The sequence below is a fragment of the Pseudoalteromonas rubra genome (assembly GCF_005887115.1).
GTDB lineage: Bacteria > Pseudomonadota > Gammaproteobacteria > Enterobacterales > Alteromonadaceae > Pseudoalteromonas > Pseudoalteromonas rubra_F.
The window spans coordinates 162,272-185,163 of record NZ_PNCJ01000014.1 but is presented as its reverse complement, the minus strand read 5'-3'; the positions used below and the strand labels follow the sequence as shown (position 1 = coordinate 185,163).

Genomic DNA, 22,892 nt, shown 5'->3' with positions numbered 1-22,892 from the left:
CTAAAAAATATATGAAAGACCGATGCCACACATAAACATGGCGGCCACCCAGCCAGAGACCAGTACCGGCATATTCATCCTGTGCTCTTTTGCCTGCGGAACCAAATCCAGTGGCAAAGCTTCTTTGGCTGCCTGAATTGCGACAGCCTTAGTCACCACTTGTTGCTGTGCAGAGTAGGCACCGAGTAAACAGCGGTCGGCCAGCAAGTTAATCAGCCGCGGAATACCAGCCGTCACCTGATGCATATAGGCAATGGCCTGAGGTTCAAACAGGCTGGTCTGGCAACCGGCCTTATTGAGGCGATGCTTCACATAGGCAAAAACCTGAGACTCTGTCAGCGGCAATAAGTGATACCGCGCCGTAATACGCTGTGCTAACTGACGCAACTCATTGCGTTTGAGTAACTGCTGAAGTTCCGGCTGACCCACAAGTACGATTTGCAATAGTTTTTTATGGTCGGTCTCCAGATTAGTAAGTAATCGCAATTGCTCCAGCACGTCAGCAGCAAGGTGCTGCGCCTCATCAATGATCAACATAGTGTGGCCACCCTGCTGATGATTCTCCAGCAAGCGTGCTTTAATGACATCGGTCAGTGACTTAAGCGTCGCATTGTCTGCGTCGTAGTCAATGTTCAGTTCATCACAGATACTTGCAAGCAGTTCCATTTCCGACAACGCCGGGTTGAGGATAAATGCCACCTGCGTAGATTCGGGCAACTGTGCCAGCATGCTGCGGGTCACTGTGGTTTTACCTGTTCCCACCTCTCCGGTCAGCAGCACAAAGCCACCGGCATCGCCCAGGCCATAAGTCAGATGAGCAAGCGCTTCCTTATGGCGTTCGCTTAGGAACAAAAATTCCGGGTTTGGTGCTATCGAAAACGGCTTTTCGGTCAGACCAAAATATCGTAAATACACGGCTCGTCTCTTTCTTGTTAGAATGGGGCCTATAATGGCAAAAAAACGGCACAAGTTAAAACCTTGTTTGCTTTTTCAATACGGAATTTACCATGAAAATTTACCTGGTCGGTGGCGCAGTGCGTGATCAACTCCTGGGACGCCCTGTTCTGGAGCGCGATTATGTGGTGGTAGGTGCCACCCCTGAACAGATGCAATCTCTGGGCTATCAGCAAGTTGGCAAAGACTTTCCGGTCTTTTTACATCCCCAAAGTAAAGATGAACACGCACTGGCACGCACTGAGCGAAAACAGGGCCAGGGCTACACCGGGTTTATCTGTGATTTTGCCCCCAGTATTACGCTAGAAGAAGACCTGATGCGCCGCGACCTCACGGTTAATGCCATTGCCCGGGATCAGGATGGTACTCTCATCGACCCGTACCAGGGACAGCGAGACCTCGAAGCTCGCATCCTACGTCATGTCAGTGACGCCTTTGCTGAAGATCCTCTGCGTGTGCTGCGAGTGGCACGCTTTGCCGCTCGCTATCACCATCTTGGATTTACCATCGCACCAGAAACACAGGCTCTAATGCAACGTATGGTTGATGAGGGTGAACTGGCTACCCTGACCAAAGAGCGAGTCTGGCTGGAGATTGAAAAGTCACTCAAAGATGGTGCCATTGAGGTCTTTTCTGAGGTACTGGCCAGCCTGAATGCACTCCATCTGGTGCTACCCTGGCTGGCTAACTGGACCAAGCAAGACTGCACAGTTTTGCAATCGCGTATTGCTCAGCTGGACAAACAAGACCCTGATTTTATGACGGTCAGCTTTGCACTGTGGCAACAAGAAGCTCAGCTTGAGGGCTATAATCTGGAACAGGACTATAAGATCCCCAAAGCCTATAGCGAAGCACTGCGCGACCTGCAAACCGCACTGCCTTTACTACAGGGTCCCGACTGGCAGCCGGCCACTATCATGCAACTTTTCACGCGACTGGATGCATCGCGACGACCACAACGTCTGACTTTACTGTGCAAAGCCGCCCGCACTTTCAGTAATGAACTTGCTCAGCGCTGCAACATGCTGGCGCAGGCACTTCACCTTGCTGCACAAGTCAAGGCGCAAGATGTCATCGCCAAAGGGGTTAAGGGGCCACAAATCAAAGTCGAAATGGATAAGCTAAAAGAGCAGTCTATCAAAGCCCTGTTTGATTTTTAGCTAAACCATCGAGCTCAATTAAAGTCCTCAGCTTAAGTGTGCAGTTTAAAAGCCAATTTTATCAGGCTAAGGGGTTGTCAACTGCCGCCCGCAAGGGCGGTTTATATTTGAGCAAACGCCATCAACTGAACGGCACTTTTGATGAAAACCTCCGTCACTTTAAACTTAAAGACGCAGAGCCCAGCCTGGCGTTTGAAGTAGATGAAGACAACACGCTGCAGTACATTATTTATGGTGGCAACATCACGGTAGGCAGTGGCTCTCTGGTCGTCGGCTCAGCGAATGAGAAAGTCGTCATTTCTCCTGAAAAAATGACCCTGACCGAGGCAGACATCACTGCGAAAAAGTGTCAGTAAAAAGACACACAGCTGGCACATTTCACTAAGTGCCAGCACCTCCTTTAAGCCAGCGCACTTGCGTCACCAGCCCACAAAAAACGGCACATCGACCAGTCTTTTCCAGGGAAGCAGCTCTCTGACCCACCCAATTTAATGCCACTTTTGTAATCCAACTCCCGTAAATTTGAGCGCGAAACGCTCAATACAGAACATATCTGAGAGTCACCTCCACCTGAATATAAAACCTAACTTACTGATAAGTATGCTTTTAATATTAGGATAAAGAACTCAGCCGAATATCAAGGAAACATCATGTGTTTTTCAGGCTGTTCAATACAGTGTCGTTAGCCGCTGTGACAAACCCGTTCACACTGCGACCTGACATGACAGAGGAACGACGATGACCCATAACATCTTTATTTTAATTTTTATTCTGCTGCTGCCAATGAAGCTACTGGCTGGTAACAAACCTGAGCACTATGAAATACCGCGAACTCAGGTTGTGCCGCTGACGCAAAACGGCACCGAGCGTGAGTATCAACTGGTTATTCAGCTGCCTGAGCACTATTCAGCACAAAAGCAACATCCGGTGCTGTATTACACCGATATGACCTGGCACATTGAAATGATGACCTCTGCGGCCTACTTTCTGATGGAAGAAGCTATTCTGGTGGGGATCTCCTGGCAAACCAATATGCCGGATAACATCAACAAAGAGGTTGGCCCCTTTGCCAGCCGCTTCCGAGATTACTCCTTCGCCCCCTCAACCAAGCCTGAGAATCAGGCAAAATATCAGTTTGGCGGAGCCAATGCCCATATCGATTTTATCCGCAATCAGGTCAAGCCTTATATTGAGCAACACTATCGTGTTAAACCCGGTAACGACAGTTACTTTGGCTACTCCATGGGTGGGTTATTTGGCGCCTATACTTTGCTGACTCAGCCCGATACCTTTGACAACTATCTGCTTGGCAGCCCGTCGGTGTGGCGCCTTCCGCAACTTCTTGAAGCACGCAACCAGGGGGCATCTAAAACAAAAGCCAACGTCTATTTGTCCCACGGCACCCTTGAAGACAAGCTGAGCCCGCATGTCAAAGCACTGTTTAACTTTCTGAAAAAACAAAACAACCCCCAACTGCATGTTGAGCTGGCCGAGATAGAAGGCACCCACCAGAGCGCTGCTCCCCTGACTGGCGTATATGCAATCAAATGGTTATCGGAACGTACAACACAAGGAGACACACTATGAAACCTGTCACCCTGACAACGATCGCATTAAGTACCTTGCTGACCAGCACCTTGGCGCAGGCCAAGGATGAATTCGGCACCCTGACAGGCCCGTTGATGGGCCAAAAACCACCAGGCATGACCGCCGAGCCCTTTGCCCCGGGTATTATTTCCAAAGCAGACTGGGAGCTCGAAGGTGTTTTTGCACCCGGCATGCAGGAGTTTTACTTTACTCTGGACCGGGGAGTCTATGAAGGGCCCAACAAAACCGGTTTTCGCCCGACTGTGATTGGCTTCAGACAACAGAACAACACCTGGGTGAAGTTCACCGAGTTTTTACGCATCGGCGAAGTGAGCTTTTCACCCGATGGTCAGCGCATGCATATGGCCGAAGGCTACCGGGACCGCAAGGGCAACGACTGGACAGAGCGGCAAAGTCTGGGTCCCATGTTTGACCGTGAGGACTTTGGCATTATGCGCTTATCGGCATCTCAAAAAGGCACTTATGTCTTTGACGATTATAAAAACAAGGTAGTACGCATTTCCGAGGTTAAAAATGGCCAGCGACAAACACCACGGGTAATGAGTAAAGTGGTCAACTCCGGGGAAATGACCGCCCACCCCTTTATCGCGCCCGATGAGAGCTACCTTATCTGGGACAGCGAACGCGAAGACGGCTTTGGCGATTCTGATCTTTATATCAGCTTTAAACAACAGGACGGCAGCTGGGGAAAAGCAATCAATATGGGTGAGTCCGTTAACTCAGATAAATGGGATGCCTACGCCACAGTCACCCCCGATGGTAAATACCTGCTATTTAACCGCGGTGTCAGTGACGACAACAAAAATGTTGATATCTACTGGGTCGATGCCAGCATTATAGATACTCTCAGAGCCCGGCAGTAACACAACGAAACTCTGTCCGCAGCTGGCACTGCACAAGGTGTCAGCTGCCGAGTTACCAATATACTTTTCCTTTATCGTTAAGCATTTGCCTCCATCGTTAAAAGCGGGTAAAACTATTCCCCCGTTCAGCACCGGCAAGGAAAAGGTATGTCAGCAGAAGTCCTCAAACGTATTCAACAAGAACAAAAAGCCAAAACCGGGGTGCTAGATCTCTCCAACCTTGAGTATGATAGCCTGCCCGATGAATTGTTTGAGCTGACCTGGTTAAGGGTGTTGTATTTGAGGGCGGATAAGCATTGTCCAATTCCGGATGAACTATTAAGCGCAAAACTGCCCAATATTCCATTGCCGACCCAGCAATTTTTATTTTCTGAAAAGGCGCTAGATGCCGATAAAACGCAGGACTTTAGTGGCTTTACACAACTGGAGTGCCTGATTGCTGACGAAGCTTTTAACAACCCTAAAACATTTAACAGTATCAGCCAGTTAACTGAGCTACATATATTATCGTTATCACCAGCAGACGCTCACGACACCGGGCTACTAGATCTATCACAGCTTACAGAGCTGCAGATATTAAATGCCCGCGGTATTGCTATCACTTCAGAGCAACTCCTGTTGCTACCAAACACGCTGGAGTTCTTAAGGGCACGTAACGCTGAACTCGACGACATTTCTGACATTGCGAAATTAACAAACCTTAAATATTTAGATGTAAGTTTAAATGATATTGCTAATATTGCCCGCCTGTCAGCATTAAGCAGCCTGCAGAGCTTAGCTCTAAGAGATAATGAGCTGAGCGATATTTCTCCTTTAGCTTCTCTGTCAAACTTAATTGAGCTAGACCTCAGTGAAAATGAGATATCCAACTTATCTCCGCTGAGTGAGTTAAAGCAATTGGAGCAGCTCCTGCTTCAACAAATCGAAATCTATGACTTAACCCCTCTGGCGTCATTATCTAATCTGAAAAATCTGGATCTTTGGGGCAACGACATTAGAGATCTGACACCACTCACCTCACTGGTTAAACTTGAAACGTTGGACCTGTCAGAAAACGCCCTGAAAGACATATCTGCGCTTAGCTCTCTGATTAATCTGCGGAGACTAGATCTAAATGGTAATGGAATTGCAGATACCTCTCCACTTTCCGCATTGCAGCGGCTGAACTACTTATCACTGCGCAGGAACAACATTTCTGATATTACACCCCTGTCGAGCTTAACGAATCTGTCGAATCTTAGCCTTAACAGCAACCCTTTTGAAGAAGAACACGGCTTATCATTAGAGCTAGGCGACGACCACCTGCCAGAAATCAAAAACCTGCTATTGCGCCTTAAAGATACCAACAGCGAAATTAAACTGCCCTGTAAAGTCGCCTTTTTAGGCAACCATAGTGCCGGTAAGTCCAGCCTCATCCATTACCTCCAGAAAGGAGCGCTGGACTCAAAAACCCGCTCTACCCATATTCTGGAAGTTGCGCACTATGCACTCCCTGACAAGAACAAGAAGCGGTCAGGCGGGCAAGGAGACCCAGCCCTCCCCGATGCGATTTTTTATGACTTTGGCGGACAGGATTATTACCACGGGGTGTATAGGGTATTTATGCAGCATAAGGCGCTCACCTGTTTATTGTGGAAGGACGAATGTAACCAGACCCGTCAGGCACAAGACAGCCATGGCGAAATGACCCAGCACTTTTCACTGGATTACTGGCTGGCCCAGTGGCAGGGGTTGCGCGAAGCCGAAGAGGCCAAACAAACCCCGCTCTTGTTAATCCAGACGCATGCCGACAGCGATCCCCGGGGCTGCCTCACGCCAGAACAAGCCAAAGTGGCAGATAACCAGTTTTATATCAGTCTGGATAAAACGGGTGATTCCGTCGTGAATAAGGCCGCTTTACACTATCTGCAGGCCAGCCTGAATGAGCTGATTGAAAAACATAAGCGCACCGCACCGGGCGACCCCTGGTATCAGACATTTATCAATTATATTCTTAAGCGTCAGCAACCAGGTACACTCGACACTTATACGCAACTGGGCCATCTGGTAGCGCACTACCAGGCAGGATCAGAAGATGACAAGGCATACCTCAAGACTGAGCTGACACAGTTACACCGCCAGGGCCTGGTGCTTTATTATCCTCAGATCAACGACAACAAGGTCTGGCTCGACCCGCAGGCAGTGATCCGTCATATTCATACGGAGATCCTTAATCTAAGCACCCTCAAAAACAGCGGTGGCCGGGTGGCCAAATCAAAATTTGAGCGGCTGATTAAAAAGCAAAAAATCGATACCGACCTGATTGAACTGCTTAAGCAGGAAAAGGTGATTTTTTATCATGACCACAGCGACGAATGGATCATCCCCAACTACCTGCCGCTGGCCGAGCAGGACCCCAATGGCTACGACCTGCTGACCTTTGGCTATGATCAGACCCTGGCCTTTACCCTGAGGTTTGCCCGCTTTATTCCCATGGGGTTAATCAATCAGTTGATCTGCCACTTTGGTATTTTGCCCGACGCCAAAACCTTCTGGCGCAATCAGCTGTTATTTACACTCGGTGTCAGGCAAGACGAATCAGGCAACAAAGACACCAGTCAGGCCAGCAAAGTGCTGATCAAAGTCAGCTATCACCCAGAGATCCGGGTACGTGTCTATATCAGCGGACCAAAAGCACAACGGCTGCGCCACACGGCCTATTTATATTATGTGATTATGGGCCTGTACCATGATTTTGATATTACCCGGGAAGTCGCGGAATTTGAGGCCGGCTTTGCTTCTTTTTGTGAGGAAAAGCCAAAGCTACAAAATGTGGATCAAATCAAGGCGCGAATGAAGCGCCGTTACTATGAGCAAATCTTTAACCACCCACCCAAAGATTTAAGCATCTCTCTGGATAACACACACTTTGTCAGCGCAGCGAAACTGGCCAACAGCGACACCGGCACCAAAGTTATGGCACAAGGGACCAGTCAATTGCTTGATAGCGCCGACTTTCAGCCTTTTACCCACCATCACCTGCGCCGCCCGCTTAAAGTGTTTATCTCCTATTGTCATGATGATATGGCTTACAAACATACACTGGAAGCCCACCTGACCAATCTGGTACGCGACCACAGTATTGAGATCTGGCAGGATGGTTTGATCAAGCCCGGTGAGCTGTGGGACAGCCAGATCCGCAGCGCCATAGACAAAGCCGACGTGGTGATCCTGCTGGTCAGTCAGGCGTTTATTGCCTCCAGCTATGTGCATACCGTTGAGCTGCCCAAAGTGCTCGACAAGCTCTCCGACAGTCAAACCCGGCTCTACCCTGTGCTACTCAGTGCCTGCGATATTCAGGGCTGGCAGCTGTGGCCACAGGATGTGCAATCTTCGTTGCTGGGTAACCAGGCTGTGAATATGGCAAGCTATCAGTTTTTCCCGCAAGATGATAAGCAGCGCCTGGTCCCCATTAATCAGCTGGCCCATCCCGAGCAGGCCTGGACTGAGCTGACTACGGCGCTGCGAAAGGAAATCAATGCCCAGCGGAATTAGCGAATAACCCCCAAAGACATGCGCGATAGCGCCCCTCTGAGCACGCTTAACATCATATAGGCACTCCAGTGCAGTGGCTTGGCGCGTGCCACCGGATTGGCCAGCAAGCGCAGTGCATGGCCGTATAAACGATGCTTTATATTGCGTTTGGCCAGGTCGCAGATGTGGGTCGCCACATATTTATGCGCCATCGCAGTGTGCGCCACCTCGCCGTTTTTAATGGCGCTCAGCAGGCGCTCGGCAAACGGACACAGCTGGGACGGCGGCGCTTTATCACAGGCACTGCCCGGCGCGCCCAGAAAGTAAAAGCTCTCAATGGCAGGAGAATACGCAATACGCGATTTCAGGGCGGCCTGCACATAAAAACTCTGATCTTCTCCCATCCATTCACCCACCGGGAACCCGCCCAGCTGGTTAAATGCCGTTTTGTCGACCACTAAGCTCGACATAGTAAAAGGTAAGTCGCCGTTCGCCGCTACTTCAAAGTAGTTGTCCATCTCATAGCCCTCTGGAGCCCAGTTGGTGAGTGCGATTTTGGCATCGATATACTCACCATTGTCCAGCACCTTTTGGTAGCGCGAGGCAAACAAACCCGCCTGTGGAAAGGTCTGGATCAATTCCGCCATACGTGCCAAAAAGAAGGGGCTCCAGGTATCATCGGCATCAAGAAATGCCACATACTCATTGCTTGCCGCTTTAACGCCCTTATTGCGTGCAGCAGAAACACCCTGATTGCTCTGACGTACCAGACGCAGATTAGGCAGGCCCAGATCAATCACTTTTTGCGGACTGTCATCAGTAGAGCCATCGTCAACGACTATGATTTCCGCGGCCTGATGGTGTTGTGCATGAACACTTTGCAGCGCCCGGACAATACACTCGCTTTTATTGTACAGTGGAATAACGACTGTGAATTGAATGCTGTTCATAGTTTTCGCTCCAGTTAGAAAGTGACAAAGTGATGGCCTGACCCAGACCCAGAGTGGGTGCATCGAAACCGCGTTCAAGGCCGCGATACATCACCCGGAACAGGGTGTCCGGACTAAATTCGTTGGCGTCAAAGGCATACTGTTCAGGCAAGCCAATCTGTTCACACCACTGCGTGCATTTGGCGTGATATTGCAAACTGATAAAGGGCGTTTGCGTCATATAGGCATAGATTTGTGCATGCAGTCGCATCCCCACCATGACCCTGAACATCGCCATACACTGTAATATACTGGCCGGGTTCGCCACATAGTGGATGCGCTTAACCCGTACATACTCAGGCAGACGAGCCACTATTTTGTCGTGGATTGCTCTGTCACTGCCTTTTGTCTGGTCGTTCAGATCCACCAGATAAATGTCTTCATTGGTAAAGCTCCACACTGTGGTAATAAGGTCAACGGCTTTGGCAATCCGGCGCAGTTCATTGTGCTCGTTGACATTGCCAAACGCATCTATAGATTGCGGGCAAAAGTTAAAAGCAATTCCCTGACGCGCCACCGGGTTCAGTCTTCCTTTCAGGTGATGCAACAAAGAAGGCGCAAGGTCAAAGGTGTGCTTCAGGTTAGCGTGAGGCGCCAGTGACTTAGCAATCTCATAGCTTTGCTTGTCACGCAGGGTGACCAGCCCGCATTCGTTCAAAAACTTCTTACACTGCTGTTCATCATCCAGGGTTTTGAATGACTCAATGCCCACACCCAGCGCCATCGCCTGTTTGCGACCGCTCAGAGCCATCATGTGGCGCTTAAGGGCGATATCGCGGCTGCTGTGCAATACCGAGCCACCACCAAAAATGACGTGGTTTGCACTATAGGCATGACGGTAATGCCACAGCCTCTGGTGACCACGAAACAGCAATGGCTGTTGTCCACTGCACCCCAACTGATTGACCAAAGGGTCGCTGTCAGGTGCGCTGATGGTGAGCTGTTCACTGCCCAGAAAACGCCGGGCGCCCATCGCCGCTGCCAGCATAAGCGCATCGTCACCGCTGTTACGCATGCCATAGTAGCCGACAATATAAGCTTTGTTTTTTGCTGTCATTGTGCTGCCTCGCTAAGTTAAGATACCAAGAGATTGCAGCTCTCATGCCAAAATTCAAACAACTGTTTTTAAAGGGTTTTAATTATTTTTACACGTTTATACAAATGCTAATTTGCAAAAGGCGACGCGTTGTCACACTGCAATTATCAAAATAGAAATGGGCTTTTAGAAAAGAAAAACCACCGACTGAGCGGTGGTTTTATGGGAAGGTACAAATCGGGTTCAAGATAGTGCTCCTGCTGAGTTTAATAAGCGCCTTTGGCGCCAATAACACATGGAATGGTCTTGAGTAAAATGCTCACATCGTTCAGTGCGCTTTGCTCCATAATATATTGCTTGTCCAGCTGAACCTGTTGCGCAAATGTGGTATCCGCACGGCCCGTCACCTGCCACAAGCCAGTCAGACCTTGTTCACTGTTCAGGCGCCCTAATTCATGCTGCTGGTAAGCATGTACCTCTTTTTCCAGCGCCGGACGCGGACCGATTAACAGCATGTCGCCGCGCACCACATTCATCAGCTGGGGTAACTCATCAATTGAGTACTTACGGATAAATGCGCCAATGCGAGTAATGCGAGGGTCATTGCGGTACTTAGCACAGACCCCTTCACGATCGCTTTGAGCCGGATCAGGATTACGGAAACGCGGATCTTCCGGCATATACATAGAGCGAAACTTATACATTGTGAAGCGACGACCCAGCTTGCCTACCCGGACCTGCTTGTACACACAGGGACCCTGACTTTCCAGTTTGATTAACGCTATCAGAACCAACAGGAACGGGCTGAGCAGCAGTAATCCGGTTATCGCGGCCAGGCGTTGTAAGCAGGCCGGTATACCATGGTGACGACCATCCAGTTTAACCTGCGCAGATGCCGACGGAGTTGCTGGAGTGAACTGAGTAGCTGTGGTTTTCTTGATGCTATACATGATTAAAATCCTCGCAAAGCTTGTTGTAAAACGTAAACACGGAATAGAAAAATCGGGTTACCGAGCACATAGCGGTTAAATTTGGCTCTGGGTTCGAGCATCAGGCGCCAGATCCACTCAAGACCCAGCTCTCTCATCCACATTGGCGCACGCGCTATGTTGCCTGAAAAGAAGTCGAATAAGCCGCCCACGGCCAGTGCGCAATTCGCCTGGAGTTTATGCTTGTTGTTATCTATCCAGACTTCTTGACGAGGCGAGCCCAGCGCCACCAGCACTATGTCGGCGCCGCTTTGATTAATGGTGTTGCAGACTTGCTCGTCATCATCGAAATAACCATGATGAACGCCCGCAATGTGCAGTCCGGGATACTGCTGACGCAAGTTTTTGGCCGCCTGCTCGGCAACCCCAGGTTGTGCACCCAGCAGAAATAACGAACGTTTACGGCTAACAGCGGCTTCACATAGCATCGGTAGCATGTCTGTGCCGTTATTGTTGTCGGCCAGACCCATTCCCGCCTGACGCGCCGCGATGCGCATACCCGAGCCATCGATGAAATTACGGTCGCTGGCTTTTAGTGCCTGATAGAGATGAGTATTCGCCGCCGACAAATTAACTGAGTTGACGTTGATGTAATAGGCCGCTCTGCATGCAGGTTTTAACGGTTGCTGCTGCGCACCTTCAACAATCCAGTCGACCGCCGCTTGCATGCGAGTGTTACTAAAGGGAATGCCAAATAGTTCGCTGTGCGCTGGCATAGTTGCAGTCTTGCGATACAAACACAGGCACAGCATCACCTTGATAATCAGGCAGGTATCAGCAAACACACTCTGATCTTTTTGCTGCTGCAGCAATGCTAAAGGCGCTTTGACACTGAGCCCGGTCAAACTATACAGCCACAGGCTGTCGAACAGGCCCGGACTGCTGCACGGAGAATGGAAGCGCCTGATCACAGGAATACTCACACCGTCGCGTACTAACGGATTGCCAACAAAGCGTATCGTGCCACCCAGCACATTGAAAACGACAGCACTGCGCTTAAACAGCCCTGCCTGCCAGCAATATAAACGCACTGGCTGCGCGCTAATGTCAATCCAGGTCAGGCGTTTCAGCGGCGCTTTAAAACACAGTAAAGCCAACACACAATTAACAGAGTACACGGGCAAAAATACAGCAACCAGTATCAGGGCAACACAAACACGCACTGCTTTACGTGCTGTGGCCTCGCCTGGCTCTGGTGATGATGTAGTGAGATTAAATGACATCGCGTCCTCCGGTGTTTATCTGTTCACGACAAGATATAGCGAGGACCATGCCAGATTTTAAAGCATTGATTTTAAATGAATTAGTTGGTTTTTAGTGTGTTTTTAAGAAGCGAAAGTGCGTTGCATTTTGGGAATTTTTTTATTTTGAGAAGCGCCATGCGGCGCTCACAGAGAAGGAAAATACCGCGGATATAGCCGCTGAATTTGTGCAAGAGTAGCAGGAATACGCAGCTGAACCACGCCCAGCTTGCCTGCCTGCTGATCGGGTCGGGACAGACTATAACCCAACAACAGGCGTGAACATTTAAAAATAAGAGTATGGAAACACTTATCCAGCCAGGAGCATTTCAGCGGTCCATAGTTAAAGTGGCGAATGTAGTCTGTCAGCTCTGCGTCATAGGTATTGTTCCAGCGCCGGTCAAGCTCCGCCACTCCCTCACAGTTGTTGGCATAATGGATCACATGGCCATTTTCACCCCAGCCTATCCCTTGCGACTCAGCCACAGGCTGAGTCATGGCCGCAATCAGAGTATCGAGCCACTCAATCGCCTGAGTGCAATTGCACATCAGCATCACCCCGGAATTAAACGCGCCACTATAGCCTCTTGCCAGGTGTAAAAAGGTGTCTTCGTCGTATAACGTCTCTAGTGCCGGGCACGTCGGCTGAATACAGGCGTCAGCATCCACAAACAGAGCCTGTTTATAGCCAGAAAGCAGTGCAGCTTTGAGCAAGAACAATTTGAGCCAGCAGCACTCCGCCCCAAGCCTGTTGAACCAGGGACGCGTAACCACCACATAATCATATCCCATGCGCCTGGCGTAGCGGCGCTGGCTGTTTAGATAACGTCGGTAGCGCCACTGGTATCCATTCAGGGCAACACTAAACACCAAAGTGTGTGATCGATCAGCGCTCATACTCACCTCCTTTATCGTTTTCCCTACTCAAGCAAGTATTACACCGATCGCCAAAAACAGCACATTAAAGCCAATTTTCCCTACTTTCCCGAGTGGTTTTCAAAAACGGATAGCTATTTTTTTGTTTGCAAAGCGCAATGCAGTGCAATTTGCGAAAAACGCGCTTACCGTTCAAACAAAAAACATAAGATACTGATTATATTAGCGTTAATTTTTGGCATGCTTCGTGAAGAGGTCCCTACAGAACAAATCTACCCCCCTTTTCATTTGGAGCGACGATTATGAAGCGATTTAACCTGCTGTACCCATTACTGGCCTCAGGGCTACTCTCTTTCACCGCCGGCGCAGTTCAACAAGTCGATGGTCAGTACGTCTGGCAGTTCCAGTCAGGGCAAACGTGGCCCGGTGGCTACAACCAATCCACGGGCAAACCTGATTCTCTGATTTATACACGCGACCAGTACAGCCCGGAATTTTTCCAGCGTATTCAAAATGCGTTACCAGAGGCCAGAGTAAATGAAGCCTTTATCACAGGTGATGAGGGGTCTACCATTCACCTGAACGAAGACGCCGAAGTATTTGTCACCTTTATCCATGAAGGCGCAGGGTACAAAAACTCTTTTGGCTATTTTACCTTTGATCCGCAAAACCCGCCTCAAACCCCAGAGGAAGTGCAGGAAACCATTGTCTTTCCAAATCTCAGTTATCCGCACCTGACTAACGGGCACCGCGTGAGCATAGGTAACTTTCCGGCAGGCACCAGTATCGGGTTTTTTATCGCCGCGAACGGTTTTTGGTACTACAGCGGCGTAAAACCGTTTAAAACCCCCTACTATTATTCGTTGTCTGACCTCAACCCGGAAAACGACGAAACCTTGCGTCAGCACTGCGTTCTGTTGCTGGATGAAGCGCAGCAGGAAGTGGTAATCGGCTTTGAAGATTTACCACGCACCTGGGGTGATAATGATTTCAACGACGCCGTTTTCAGCGTCAAAAGCTCCCCGGCTACTGCGATTTCGGCCCTTAACCTGACCGTGATGCCAGAACAAAACGACAGCGATGCAGATGGTATTGAAGACGAACAGGATGAATTTCCGAACGACTTTAATCGCGCATACAGCCAGTACTTTCCCAGTGCACAAGGCGTGACAACACTGGCATTTGAGGATAACTGGCCCGCACGTGGCGACCACGATATGAACGATTTAGTCGTTAAACAGCGTATCCGTATGACCTACAATGCCGACAATCAAATTACTGGCTTCATCATTAACGGTTGGATCACCGCGCGCGGTGCAGCGTATCAGAATGGCTTTGGGCTTCGTCTGATGAACAGCGATCCAGCGCTGATAAAGCAGGCCCGGTTAACCATAGACGGCGAGAGCTATGACAAACTTGCTGAAGACGGCCAAAGTAATGCGGTCCTATCGCTGTGGAGTAATGCCCATGTATTCACTAACACAGGTCAGTCTGGTCAGTGCCAGCACTTTAATACCGTCATGACCTGTGACTATTTTGAGCCTGTGCCTTACACCTTCGATGTCAGCTTTGAACAAGGCCTGGATACACTGAGCATGAGTGACTTCGATTTCTTCTTGTACCGAACACAAGACCGTTCTCTGGAAATCCATCTGGCTGATTACCCTCCGACAGACAAGTTTGATACCAGTCGTTTTGGCAATGCGGATGACACATCCAGTACGCAGTCGGGACGTTACTTCAGAACAGCCGAGAACCTGCCATGGGCACTGATGATCAGTAACGACTGGCATTATCCCAGAGAGTATCTCGATGTTATTTGGGCGTATCCCGCTTATGAAACCTGGGTTGAAAGCAGTGGCGAGCAAGCTCAGGACTGGTTTATGACCAACGAACGCACTACCCATACTTTCAGCGCACACTAAGAGGATACGATCATGAATACACTGACTAAACTAGCTACCCTAACGTTTATTTGCTTGACCCTCAGTGCCTGTGGCGGTGGAGGTGGTGAGGGCGGCACATCAAGTTCCGCAGCGCCAAGCAGTAATGCGGCCAGCGAGCCTGCAAGTAACGCGAGCACAACGGTGTCAGCAGATACAAATTCGGAGCAACAACAGGATACAACCGTCACACCAGACGAGTCTGCTGAGCCTGCCCCCAGTTACGAGCCTGACCCTGACTTGCTCGACAGCCAGGCCGAAACCTCCAACGACCTGCACGTGAAAGCAGATTTTAGCTTCAGCACCAGCAAGACAGTCACACTGGATCTGGGCGGACAGGATGTTCTGGGGGCAAGTCTGGCTAATAGAATGGTCAAAGTGTATGCCCTGCACGATGTTGTAGAAAGCTACGAAGACCAGGCTATAGCAGACAAAGCACTGCTGGCGACCACCCGCTTCAACAATGCCGGTCAGATCACCATGACTCTGGACGTTCCGGTTAACTATAAAACTCTGCTGATTAGTGTGGACGGCATGCTGCAAAACAACCACCTGCTCAGTGAACTGAGCATGCAGGCAACCACAGTGGCACATCAATTTAACTGAGCCGGCTAATAGTTCCTCGCAAAACCGTCTGCCACTCACCTCTGGCAGGCGGTTTTATTTATCACCACAAACTCCGCTGTATAAATGCTTCAATTTGTCTAAGACTGTGTAATACTTCTATTAACACGCATTAACTCTGGCAGGATTACATGGAACCGGTTACTAACATTACCTTGCTGTTTGTCGATGACGAACCCCTTATTCTGCGCTCACTCAAGCGCGCGCTCCAAAATGAGCCCTATACCGTATTTATTGCGCAAAGTGGAGAAGAAGGCCTGGCCTTGTTAGAGCAGCACCCCATCGATGTGGTGGTGTCGGATAAAATGATGCCCAATATGTCAGGCATTGAGTTTCTGGCTCAGGTTGCAGAGCGCTTCCCCGATACTATTCGCATGATGCTTACCGCCTTTACTGAAGTGGAAGACCTGATTGACGCCATTAACCAGGGCAAAGTCTGGGGTTACATGCAAAAGCCATTCGACATGAGTAACATCAAGCTGACCCTTGAACAGGCCATTCAGACAAAGATGCTGGTCGCTGAACGTAATATGTTACGTGCCAGCCTGCAACGCTACCGCAGCTCAATTCGCTCGCAGTTTTATCGCTTTGTTGGCGACTCCATTGCCATGCAAATGGTCTATAAAGCCATTGAAAAAGCCGGCCCCAGCCAGGCCAATGTGTTTATCACCGGGCCCAGCGGTACGGGTAAAGAACTGGCCGCCGATGCCATTCACCGTGCCAGCACCCGCAAAGACAAACCTCTGGTGTGTATTAACTGCGCCGCGATTCCCAGCGAACTGATGGAATCTGAGATCTTTGGTCATATCAAAGGCGCCTTTTCGGGTGCCGTTACCAATCGGGATGGAGCAGCGACGCAGGCAGATGGCGGTACCCTGTTTCTGGATGAAATTGGTGAGATGGACATGAATTTGCAGGCCAAGATCCTGCGCTTTGTGCAGTCGGGAACCTTCCAGAAAGTCGGCAGCGGCAAAGAAGAAAAGGTCGATGTCCGGTTTATCTGTGCAACCAACCGCGAACCTCATCAGGCCATTGCAGATCAACGTTTACGTGAAGACTTGTTTTATCGCCTCAATGTCATCGCCATTGATTTACCTGCATTACATGAACGCGATCATGATGCATTACAAATCGCGCAGCACTTCCTGAGTAAGTTCAGCGAACTCGAAAACAAAGTCTTTGTTGGTTTTTCACCTGCCGCTGAGCAGTTGATCTTAAACTACGACTGGCCGGGTAATGTGCGCCAGCTCGAGAACCTGGTTCACAGTTGTGTGGTGATGTCAGACGGGCCACTGATCACCGAAGACACTTTGCAAATGCAGCTTAAACTCAAACCCAGCGATGCCCAGGCCTTGCTTGATGGCCAATTTGGTGGTTCTACGCCGATACAAAGCAGAGCACCGCAGCAATCAGTCAGCATGCAGGAAAACGGCTATGCATCGCCTCAGCAGACAGCCGACATCCCATCTGAAAACCAAATCTGTTCGCTGGCTGAGGTAGAGCGAATTGCCATCGAAAAAGCCATCGCGGCATGCGATGACAATGTGGTGAAAGCAGCCAGTTTACTGGAAGTCAGCCCGTCTACTTTATACCGTAAAATACAGCAGTGGGGAGACAAGAACACAGGCGCCTGATTTTATCGGGCGCTACCAAATACGCAGATTGCAAATTGCAAAAAGCGACGTCGCAAAATGCAATCTGCGTGCATTTATCTTTGCCTGAGCCTCCTCATCACATCAGCTTCGGCTTTATAGCTGCTCGGCTATAAGTGATTTAAAACCCTTTACATTCAACAAATTAAAAACTTCTCACAGATTGATTGTGTGCATCTGAGCGCCTTGGTACGGATTTTGGTTAGTAAAGGTATCCGATATCACGAGAGCGATGCCATGACACACCCAACCAGCACAATGCGGATCCTGCTCAGCAATACCTCATACCTCATAGGTGCAGAGGTGGTTGCCAAAGCGTCGCGGCTGATCAGCATCATGGCGATGGCTGCTTGCCTGTCTGCCACTGAGTATGGCACAGCGATGCTTGCCCTGACGGTGCATGAAGTGTTGAGGCTGTTATTGCGCTCTGGCGCTGGTGCGCAGGTCATCCGCGCCAGCGATGACGAGTTACCCGCATTTCTTAAAAATGGTCGTATACTACAGTGGCTGCTGTGCGGCGCGATATGTGTCGTGCAGGTCCTGGTCGCACTGGCCAGCAGCTGGATGTTTCCAGGTCAGGACATGACTGTGCTGATTGCCCTGATGGCACTGACTTATCTGGTATTCCCGTTAGTCTGTAATCAGGTGTTTCTGATGCAACGCCGAAACCAGATGGGTTTGTTTGGCCTGATCAGCAGCGTGTGTATTATCACCGAAAACCTGGCTCTGGCTGCGGCACTTTACCTCGATGCAGGGCTGCTGGCCGTCGTGATCGGCAAATGGGCATTCACCCTGCTTTGGCTGGGATGCTTTGCCTTTGTCCCTTCATCGTCTATGGCCGGACACTACAGCAAAGCTGTTTTTTCCCGACTGCTGGGTGCATCAACACAGCTTGCAGGCAGCGAAATCTTGCGCTCGCTGCGTGTGAATATGGATATGTTCGTGGCCGCACGCCTGCTGACCCCGGAGCTGTTCGGTCTCTACAGTTTTGCCAAGAGCGTGGGCGTGGGTCTGGCGATATCTGTCGCTCAGGCTTACACCACCGCACTCTACCCATTTGTTTGCAAACTTAAAAACGCAGGCAATTTTGGCCCCAGACACAGCCACCTGCTGCTCGCAATCACTGCGGCTGTGTCTGCAATTTTTATTCTTCAAGCCGTGCTCGTTCCCTGGTACGTGCCGGTGTTATTCAACGAACATTGGCAGGGTAGTTTTACCACCAGTGCGCTGCTTTGCCTGATAGCCACCAGCACAGTATGGACCGACAGCTACGCCGTAATGCAACGTGCCGCAGGCCGGTTTGCCCGAGAGTGCCAGCTGAATGCTTACTGTTTAGTGATTTCACTGGTTGGGCTGTTAATGATACAGCCTGACCAACCCGATTTACTTGCCGCCGTACTGGTCAGCTGCAGCGCCTTGTGGCTGCTCTTTCCCTTGGCAGACTTTGCGCTAAGACGTTGTCACGCTGGCGCAGCAAAATCTTCTTTATGATCCGGAGCCCATTATGACTAACTATGTGATTAACTCGAAACCCGTTGTCAGCATCATTATTCCTATGTACAACGTTGAAAAATATATTGATAAATGCATCTGCTCAGTGCTCAACCAGACCTATCAAAATTTTGAGGTGATCTGTGTTGATGATGGCTGCAGCGATAATACACTGAGCTATCTGAGAGATTATAAAGATCATAGGATCCATATTATTCGCCAGCAAAACCGGGGCCTGTCGGGAGCGCGCAACACCGGGATCCGCAACGCCCGGGGCGTTTATATTGCCTTGCTGGATGCCGATGACTACTGGGCAGTCAATAAACTGGAAAAACACGTCGCGCATTTGAATCGCCATCCCAGTGTTGATGTCAGTTATTGTCCTTCTTTGTTTGTGGATGATGACAATAAGCAACTGGGCATTGGCCAGTTTCCGAAATTAGACAACATTGATGCCAAAACCATTTTTTGTCGCAACCCGGTTGGCAATGGGTCGGCACCGGTGATCCGTGCAGCCACGCTGGAAAAAGTGGCGTTTCACGATGAAACCCGCAGCTGGCGTCAGTATTTCGATGAAAACCTCAGACAATCAGAAGACATAGAGATGTGGCTGCGTCTGGCGCTCTATACCGATGCGACTTTTGCGGGGATCCCAGAGCCGCTGACCTTTTATCGCGTCAATGCCAGTGGTTTGTCGGCGAACCTGCAAAAGCAATATCAGAGTTGGGAAAGTGCCGTCAATAAACACCGTCGCAGCCATGCGCAGTTTTTTAAGCAGTGCGGGTCGCTGGCACGCGCCTATCAGCTCAGATACCTGAGCCGCCGTGCCGTACAATCTCGTAACACCGTAGCCGCACTCAAACTAATTCATAAGGCGCTGTTTACCGACATTCGCATTTTATTGGAAGAACCAGGCCGCACCGCATTGACCTGGTGCTGCGCCCTGACCAGCCTGTTACCAAAATCCTTGTACGATCGTGCTGAGAAGTTGGCAATGCGCACAATAGGACACACCAGTAAACATCCTGCGGGTTAACCCTTCGCTCCCGGGCCTGTGCGCTTATCCGCTGTTATAAACTCAGTGAGAAAACGCACCTCGCATCAATGGCCCTTAAGCCAGCTTTTGCTGGCTTCTTTTCATTTTGAAACTGCTTTGCAAAATAGAAAAAACACCGCTAAAACGTTCACCAAAAACAACTAACAATCTGATTTTTATAACATAATAAAGTTGGCTCAGTTTATGCTCCTATCTCATTAAGACCACCAAGTGAGAGCCACTGCCAAGGAGCCCAATATGAGACAAGCGACTTCAACTACAGCCCTGATAACCCCCATCTCTGCGCTTGTACTGTGTGTGCTTGGCACTGGCTGCACACTCAGCCCAGATTACAACGAGGACGATTTCTATGGCATGCCACATGCCACAGGCACTCAGTTCAACCAGTCACACTCGGTGTTTGCATCACGCCTGAGCTGCACTGACGCTGATGACTTTGCAGCCGCAGCAAACTTTCGGGTTGACCAGCCTATACCGCTTGCTGCCCCCGGCCTGAATCCCAATGATTCAAGCTACCGAGGTGCATTCGGCGCGGCGCCACTGAGCCCGGGCGACCTTATTCAGGTAAAAATGGAATACGGCGAAGGCTTCAACGGCGACTATGTACTGGACAGCTCAGGCGCGCTGACTTTGCCTGTGATTGAGCCCATCTATGCCGCAGGTTTAACCACCAAAGCCTTGGCGCAAAAAGTGGAGCTGGCGCTTATTCGTGCCAAAATCTTCCGCGCTCAGACGCTGGATGTCACCGTCAAGGTCAAAACCTGGGCCGCCATCGAAGTGCCGGTATCCGGAGCGGTATTTTCACCGGGTCGCGTCACCATCAATGCCAAACTACCGGAACAGTTGTTGGATCAGCAGGTCGCAGCCTCTGGCGACCACTCAAAACAGCGCCTGTTATCTGAAGCCATTCGGGCAGCAGCCGGTGTACGTCCCGATGCCAAGCTGGATCAGGTGATTTTAGTTCGTCAGGGTTGGCGTATCGAGGCTGACCTGACCGGCATTATGACCGGCCAGCCGGTCAAAGATCATGTACTCATTGCCGGCGATCAGGTGATTGTGCCCAGTACTGGCTGTTTTCAGCCGAACCTTGTGAAACCGTCGCAGATCACGCCAAAAGGCTTTCGGGTCTTTATGTCTAACCTGATTGATTCTTCGATGAGTAATGCCAATGCCGCCATCGGCCGCTTTTCCAGCAACCTGCCCTACGGCACTCGCTTATTACAGGCTGCGATCTCTGCCAACTGCGTTGGCGGCAAAGAATACACCAATGCACCCCGTCGCGTTGTGCTGGTCAGCAACCATCCTCTGACCGGGAAAACCCAGGTGGTCGAGCGTTCAGTGGAGGAACTGATGCGTAAGTCTTATCGCGACCACATTAACCCTTATGTGATGCCCAACGACGCCATTGCCTGCTATGATTCAGATATCACTAACTTGCGTGATATCGCCCGGACGCTGTTAGATATCGTTTCACCCTACTCACTTTTGAGTAAGGAGGACTCATGAACACGCAACTTCAGGTAACCACGCCGTACTCACGGTTCAGGGCTGCGATTTATCGCACCCTGCATAAGCCTTACCTGGTCACCTGCCTGGTTAGCTATGCCATTATTTTGCTACTGGTATTTGCCTATCTGCAACAACCAGCAAAATACCGCAGCGACTTGGATATGGTGTTACCCGGCACAGGTGCCAACAGCAATGTGTCGCTTGATGAGGTGGGTCAGGTGGTGTCGTCTACCAGCGCCCCGTTCGGTAAAGGCTATAACCCCAGAGTGAACTATAAAGAAATGCTGATGAGCAAAAACCTCATCGAAAATGCAGCCAAATCTATGGGTATGTCAGCAAAAGAATTTGGCCGACCTAAAGTACGCCTGACCGAGCAAACTTCTATTTTGAAAATAGAAATAACCGGTGCCAGCCCACGTATCGCCGAGAAAAAAGCCTGGGCTTTGTATAACGCATTGCAAGACCAGCTTGATCATCTGCGTGCCGATGAAGTTCAACGTCGTGACGCCAGTATCAAGTCTGTGCTAGACCGGTACAGAGAGCGGCTCAACCTGACGCGCAGCAATATTACAGATTTTCAGCAGCGCTCATTACTGATCAGCCGGGACCAGCTTGACCAGCAAATGCGCACCCTGTCCAACCTGAAAGAGCAGGTGGCAATCGTAAAAGCGGAGATTGGCCGTGCGGAGTATTTTGTCGGCCAGCTCAGTGTTGATTTGGGTGTCTCACCTTCTATGGCAGGCCAGGCTTTTGTGCTGCAATCGGATGGTGAATTCAGAGCTTATTTGTCTGAACTGGACAAAAGCGCAGCACAGTTGAGCGAATATCGCTCGCGCTGGGATGATGGTCATCCCATGGTGAAAGCGGAGCTGGCACGCTTTGAGCAATCAAAACTGGCGCTCAGAACCCGCTCAGAAGGCCTGGTCGGGATCAATGCGGCTCATGCATTTCATACCACAGACCTGGCGTCTAACCCCAACCGGGCACAGTTGTTTGCCGATCTGATCAGTGCCTTTGCAGCTAAGAAGGGCTCTGAAGCCAAACTGGTTGAGCTGGAAAACGAAGTGCTGCTGCTCAACGAGAAACTTAAAGTCTACGCCAGAGAAGCCGCTGAGCTGGAACGTCTGGAGCGCGAATTTGATCTGGCCAAAGCCGTCTTCACCTCAGCGGTGGCTCGTCTGGAAGCGGGTAAAGCAGATATCTTTGCGTCTTACCCTGTGATCCAGTTGATGTCGCCACCGTCGCTGCCTGTGAACTCGTTCTCACCGAAAAAGTCCATCGCTGTTGCTGCCGCACTGGCTGCCATGATCTTCTTATCCATGGCCGTGCTGATGATCAATAAGCGTCGGGTGATTATCTCAGCTGTGATGAAGCAGCCAGACTAGCC

The 22,892-nt window shown here is 50.2% G+C and carries 18 protein-coding genes; 12 read left to right on the top strand and 6 right to left on the bottom strand.

The genetic code is table 11. From position 1 onward, the window contains the following. The gene (locus CWB98_RS10180) at positions 1 to 915 is read right to left on the bottom strand and encodes an ExeA family protein (RefSeq protein WP_138544770.1); all 915 of its coding nucleotides are present in this window, start codon (positions 913 to 915) and stop codon (positions 1 to 3) included. Between the two features lie 92 nt (positions 916 to 1,007). Between CWB98_RS10180 and CWB98_RS10175 the strand changes: the two genes are divergently transcribed. The 5 genes from CWB98_RS10175 (at position 1,008) to CWB98_RS10155 (ending at position 8,119) form a co-directional block, all read left to right on the top strand. Then, the gene (locus CWB98_RS10175; RefSeq protein WP_138544769.1) at positions 1,008 to 2,114 is read left to right on the top strand and encodes a tRNA nucleotidyltransferase; all 1,107 of its coding nucleotides are present in this window, start codon (positions 1,008 to 1,010) and stop codon (positions 2,112 to 2,114) included. A gap of 107 nt (positions 2,115 to 2,221) precedes the next feature. Continuing rightward, on the top strand, positions 2,222 to 2,470 hold the full coding sequence (locus tag CWB98_RS10170) for a hypothetical protein (protein ID WP_138544768.1): 249 nt from the start codon (positions 2,222 to 2,224) through the stop codon (positions 2,468 to 2,470). A 382-nt stretch (positions 2,471 to 2,852) separates the two neighbouring features. Next, a complete protein-coding gene (locus CWB98_RS10165) occupies positions 2,853 to 3,701 on the top strand; it encodes an alpha/beta hydrolase (RefSeq protein ID WP_138544767.1) in 849 nt (282 codons plus the stop codon). Then, positions 3,698 to 4,585, top strand: a complete 888-nt coding sequence (locus tag CWB98_RS10160) for a PD40 domain-containing protein (protein WP_138544766.1) — start codon at positions 3,698 to 3,700, stop codon at positions 4,583 to 4,585. The genes CWB98_RS10165 and CWB98_RS10160 overlap by 4 nt, the downstream gene beginning before the upstream one ends. A gap of 147 nt (positions 4,586 to 4,732) precedes the next feature. Then, positions 4,733 to 8,119, top strand: coding sequence for a leucine-rich repeat domain-containing protein (locus CWB98_RS10155; RefSeq protein WP_138544765.1), 3,387 nt, complete (start codon positions 4,733 to 4,735; stop codon positions 8,117 to 8,119). Here the strand turns inward: CWB98_RS10155 and CWB98_RS10150 are convergent. From CWB98_RS10150 to CWB98_RS10130, 5 genes are all read right to left on the bottom strand, one after another. Next, positions 8,116 to 9,048: a glycosyltransferase family 2 protein gene (locus CWB98_RS10150; protein WP_138544764.1), complete on the bottom strand. Its 933-nt coding sequence runs from the start codon at positions 9,046 to 9,048 to the stop codon at positions 8,116 to 8,118. The genes CWB98_RS10155 and CWB98_RS10150 overlap by 4 nt on opposite strands. Beyond that, on the bottom strand, positions 9,005 to 10,144 hold the full coding sequence (locus tag CWB98_RS10145; protein WP_138544763.1) for a polysaccharide pyruvyl transferase family protein: 1,140 nt from the start codon (positions 10,142 to 10,144) through the stop codon (positions 9,005 to 9,007). Before CWB98_RS10145 ends, CWB98_RS10150 begins: the two co-directional genes overlap by 44 nt. Before the next feature lie 245 nt (positions 10,145 to 10,389). Then, complete coding sequence (locus CWB98_RS10140) at positions 10,390 to 11,073, bottom strand: sugar transferase (RefSeq protein ID WP_138544762.1); 684 nt, start codon at positions 11,071 to 11,073, stop codon at positions 10,390 to 10,392. A 2-nt stretch (positions 11,074 to 11,075) separates the two neighbouring features. Then, positions 11,076 to 12,335 (bottom strand): WecB/TagA/CpsF family glycosyltransferase, encoded by a 1,260-nt coding sequence (locus tag CWB98_RS10135; protein ID WP_138544761.1) that lies wholly within the window; start codon positions 12,333 to 12,335, stop codon positions 11,076 to 11,078. Positions 12,336 to 12,500: 165 nt separating this feature from the next. Continuing rightward, positions 12,501 to 13,250 (bottom strand): hypothetical protein, encoded by a 750-nt coding sequence (locus CWB98_RS10130; protein ID WP_138544760.1) that lies wholly within the window; start codon positions 13,248 to 13,250, stop codon positions 12,501 to 12,503. Between the two features lie 281 nt (positions 13,251 to 13,531). Here CWB98_RS10130 and CWB98_RS10125 point away from each other — a divergent pair, with 281 nt between their 5' ends. From CWB98_RS10125 to CWB98_RS10095, 7 genes are all read left to right on the top strand, one after another. Beyond that, positions 13,532 to 15,154, top strand: coding sequence for an LruC domain-containing protein (locus CWB98_RS10125; RefSeq protein ID WP_138544759.1), 1,623 nt, complete (start codon positions 13,532 to 13,534; stop codon positions 15,152 to 15,154). Positions 15,155 to 15,166: 12 nt separating this feature from the next. After that, complete coding sequence (locus tag CWB98_RS10120; RefSeq protein ID WP_138544758.1) at positions 15,167 to 15,778, top strand: hypothetical protein; 612 nt, start codon at positions 15,167 to 15,169, stop codon at positions 15,776 to 15,778. A 149-nt stretch (positions 15,779 to 15,927) separates the two neighbouring features. Beyond that, positions 15,928 to 17,430, top strand: a complete 1,503-nt coding sequence (locus tag CWB98_RS10115; protein WP_138544757.1) for a sigma-54-dependent transcriptional regulator — start codon at positions 15,928 to 15,930, stop codon at positions 17,428 to 17,430. A 216-nt stretch (positions 17,431 to 17,646) separates the two neighbouring features. Next, positions 17,647 to 18,939, top strand: coding sequence for an oligosaccharide flippase family protein (locus tag CWB98_RS10110; protein WP_138544756.1), 1,293 nt, complete (start codon positions 17,647 to 17,649; stop codon positions 18,937 to 18,939). 13 nt (positions 18,940 to 18,952) lie between these two features. Next, complete coding sequence (locus tag CWB98_RS10105; protein ID WP_138544755.1) at positions 18,953 to 19,975, top strand: glycosyltransferase family 2 protein; 1,023 nt, start codon at positions 18,953 to 18,955, stop codon at positions 19,973 to 19,975. Positions 19,976 to 20,233: 258 nt separating this feature from the next. Continuing rightward, the gene (locus CWB98_RS10100) at positions 20,234 to 21,502 is read left to right on the top strand and encodes a polysaccharide biosynthesis/export family protein (protein WP_138544754.1); all 1,269 of its coding nucleotides are present in this window, start codon (positions 20,234 to 20,236) and stop codon (positions 21,500 to 21,502) included. Beyond that, positions 21,499 to 22,890, top strand: a complete 1,392-nt coding sequence (locus CWB98_RS10095) for a GumC family protein (protein WP_138544753.1) — start codon at positions 21,499 to 21,501, stop codon at positions 22,888 to 22,890. The genes CWB98_RS10100 and CWB98_RS10095 overlap by 4 nt, the downstream gene beginning before the upstream one ends. The last annotated feature ends 2 nt before the right edge of the window (positions 22,891 to 22,892 follow it).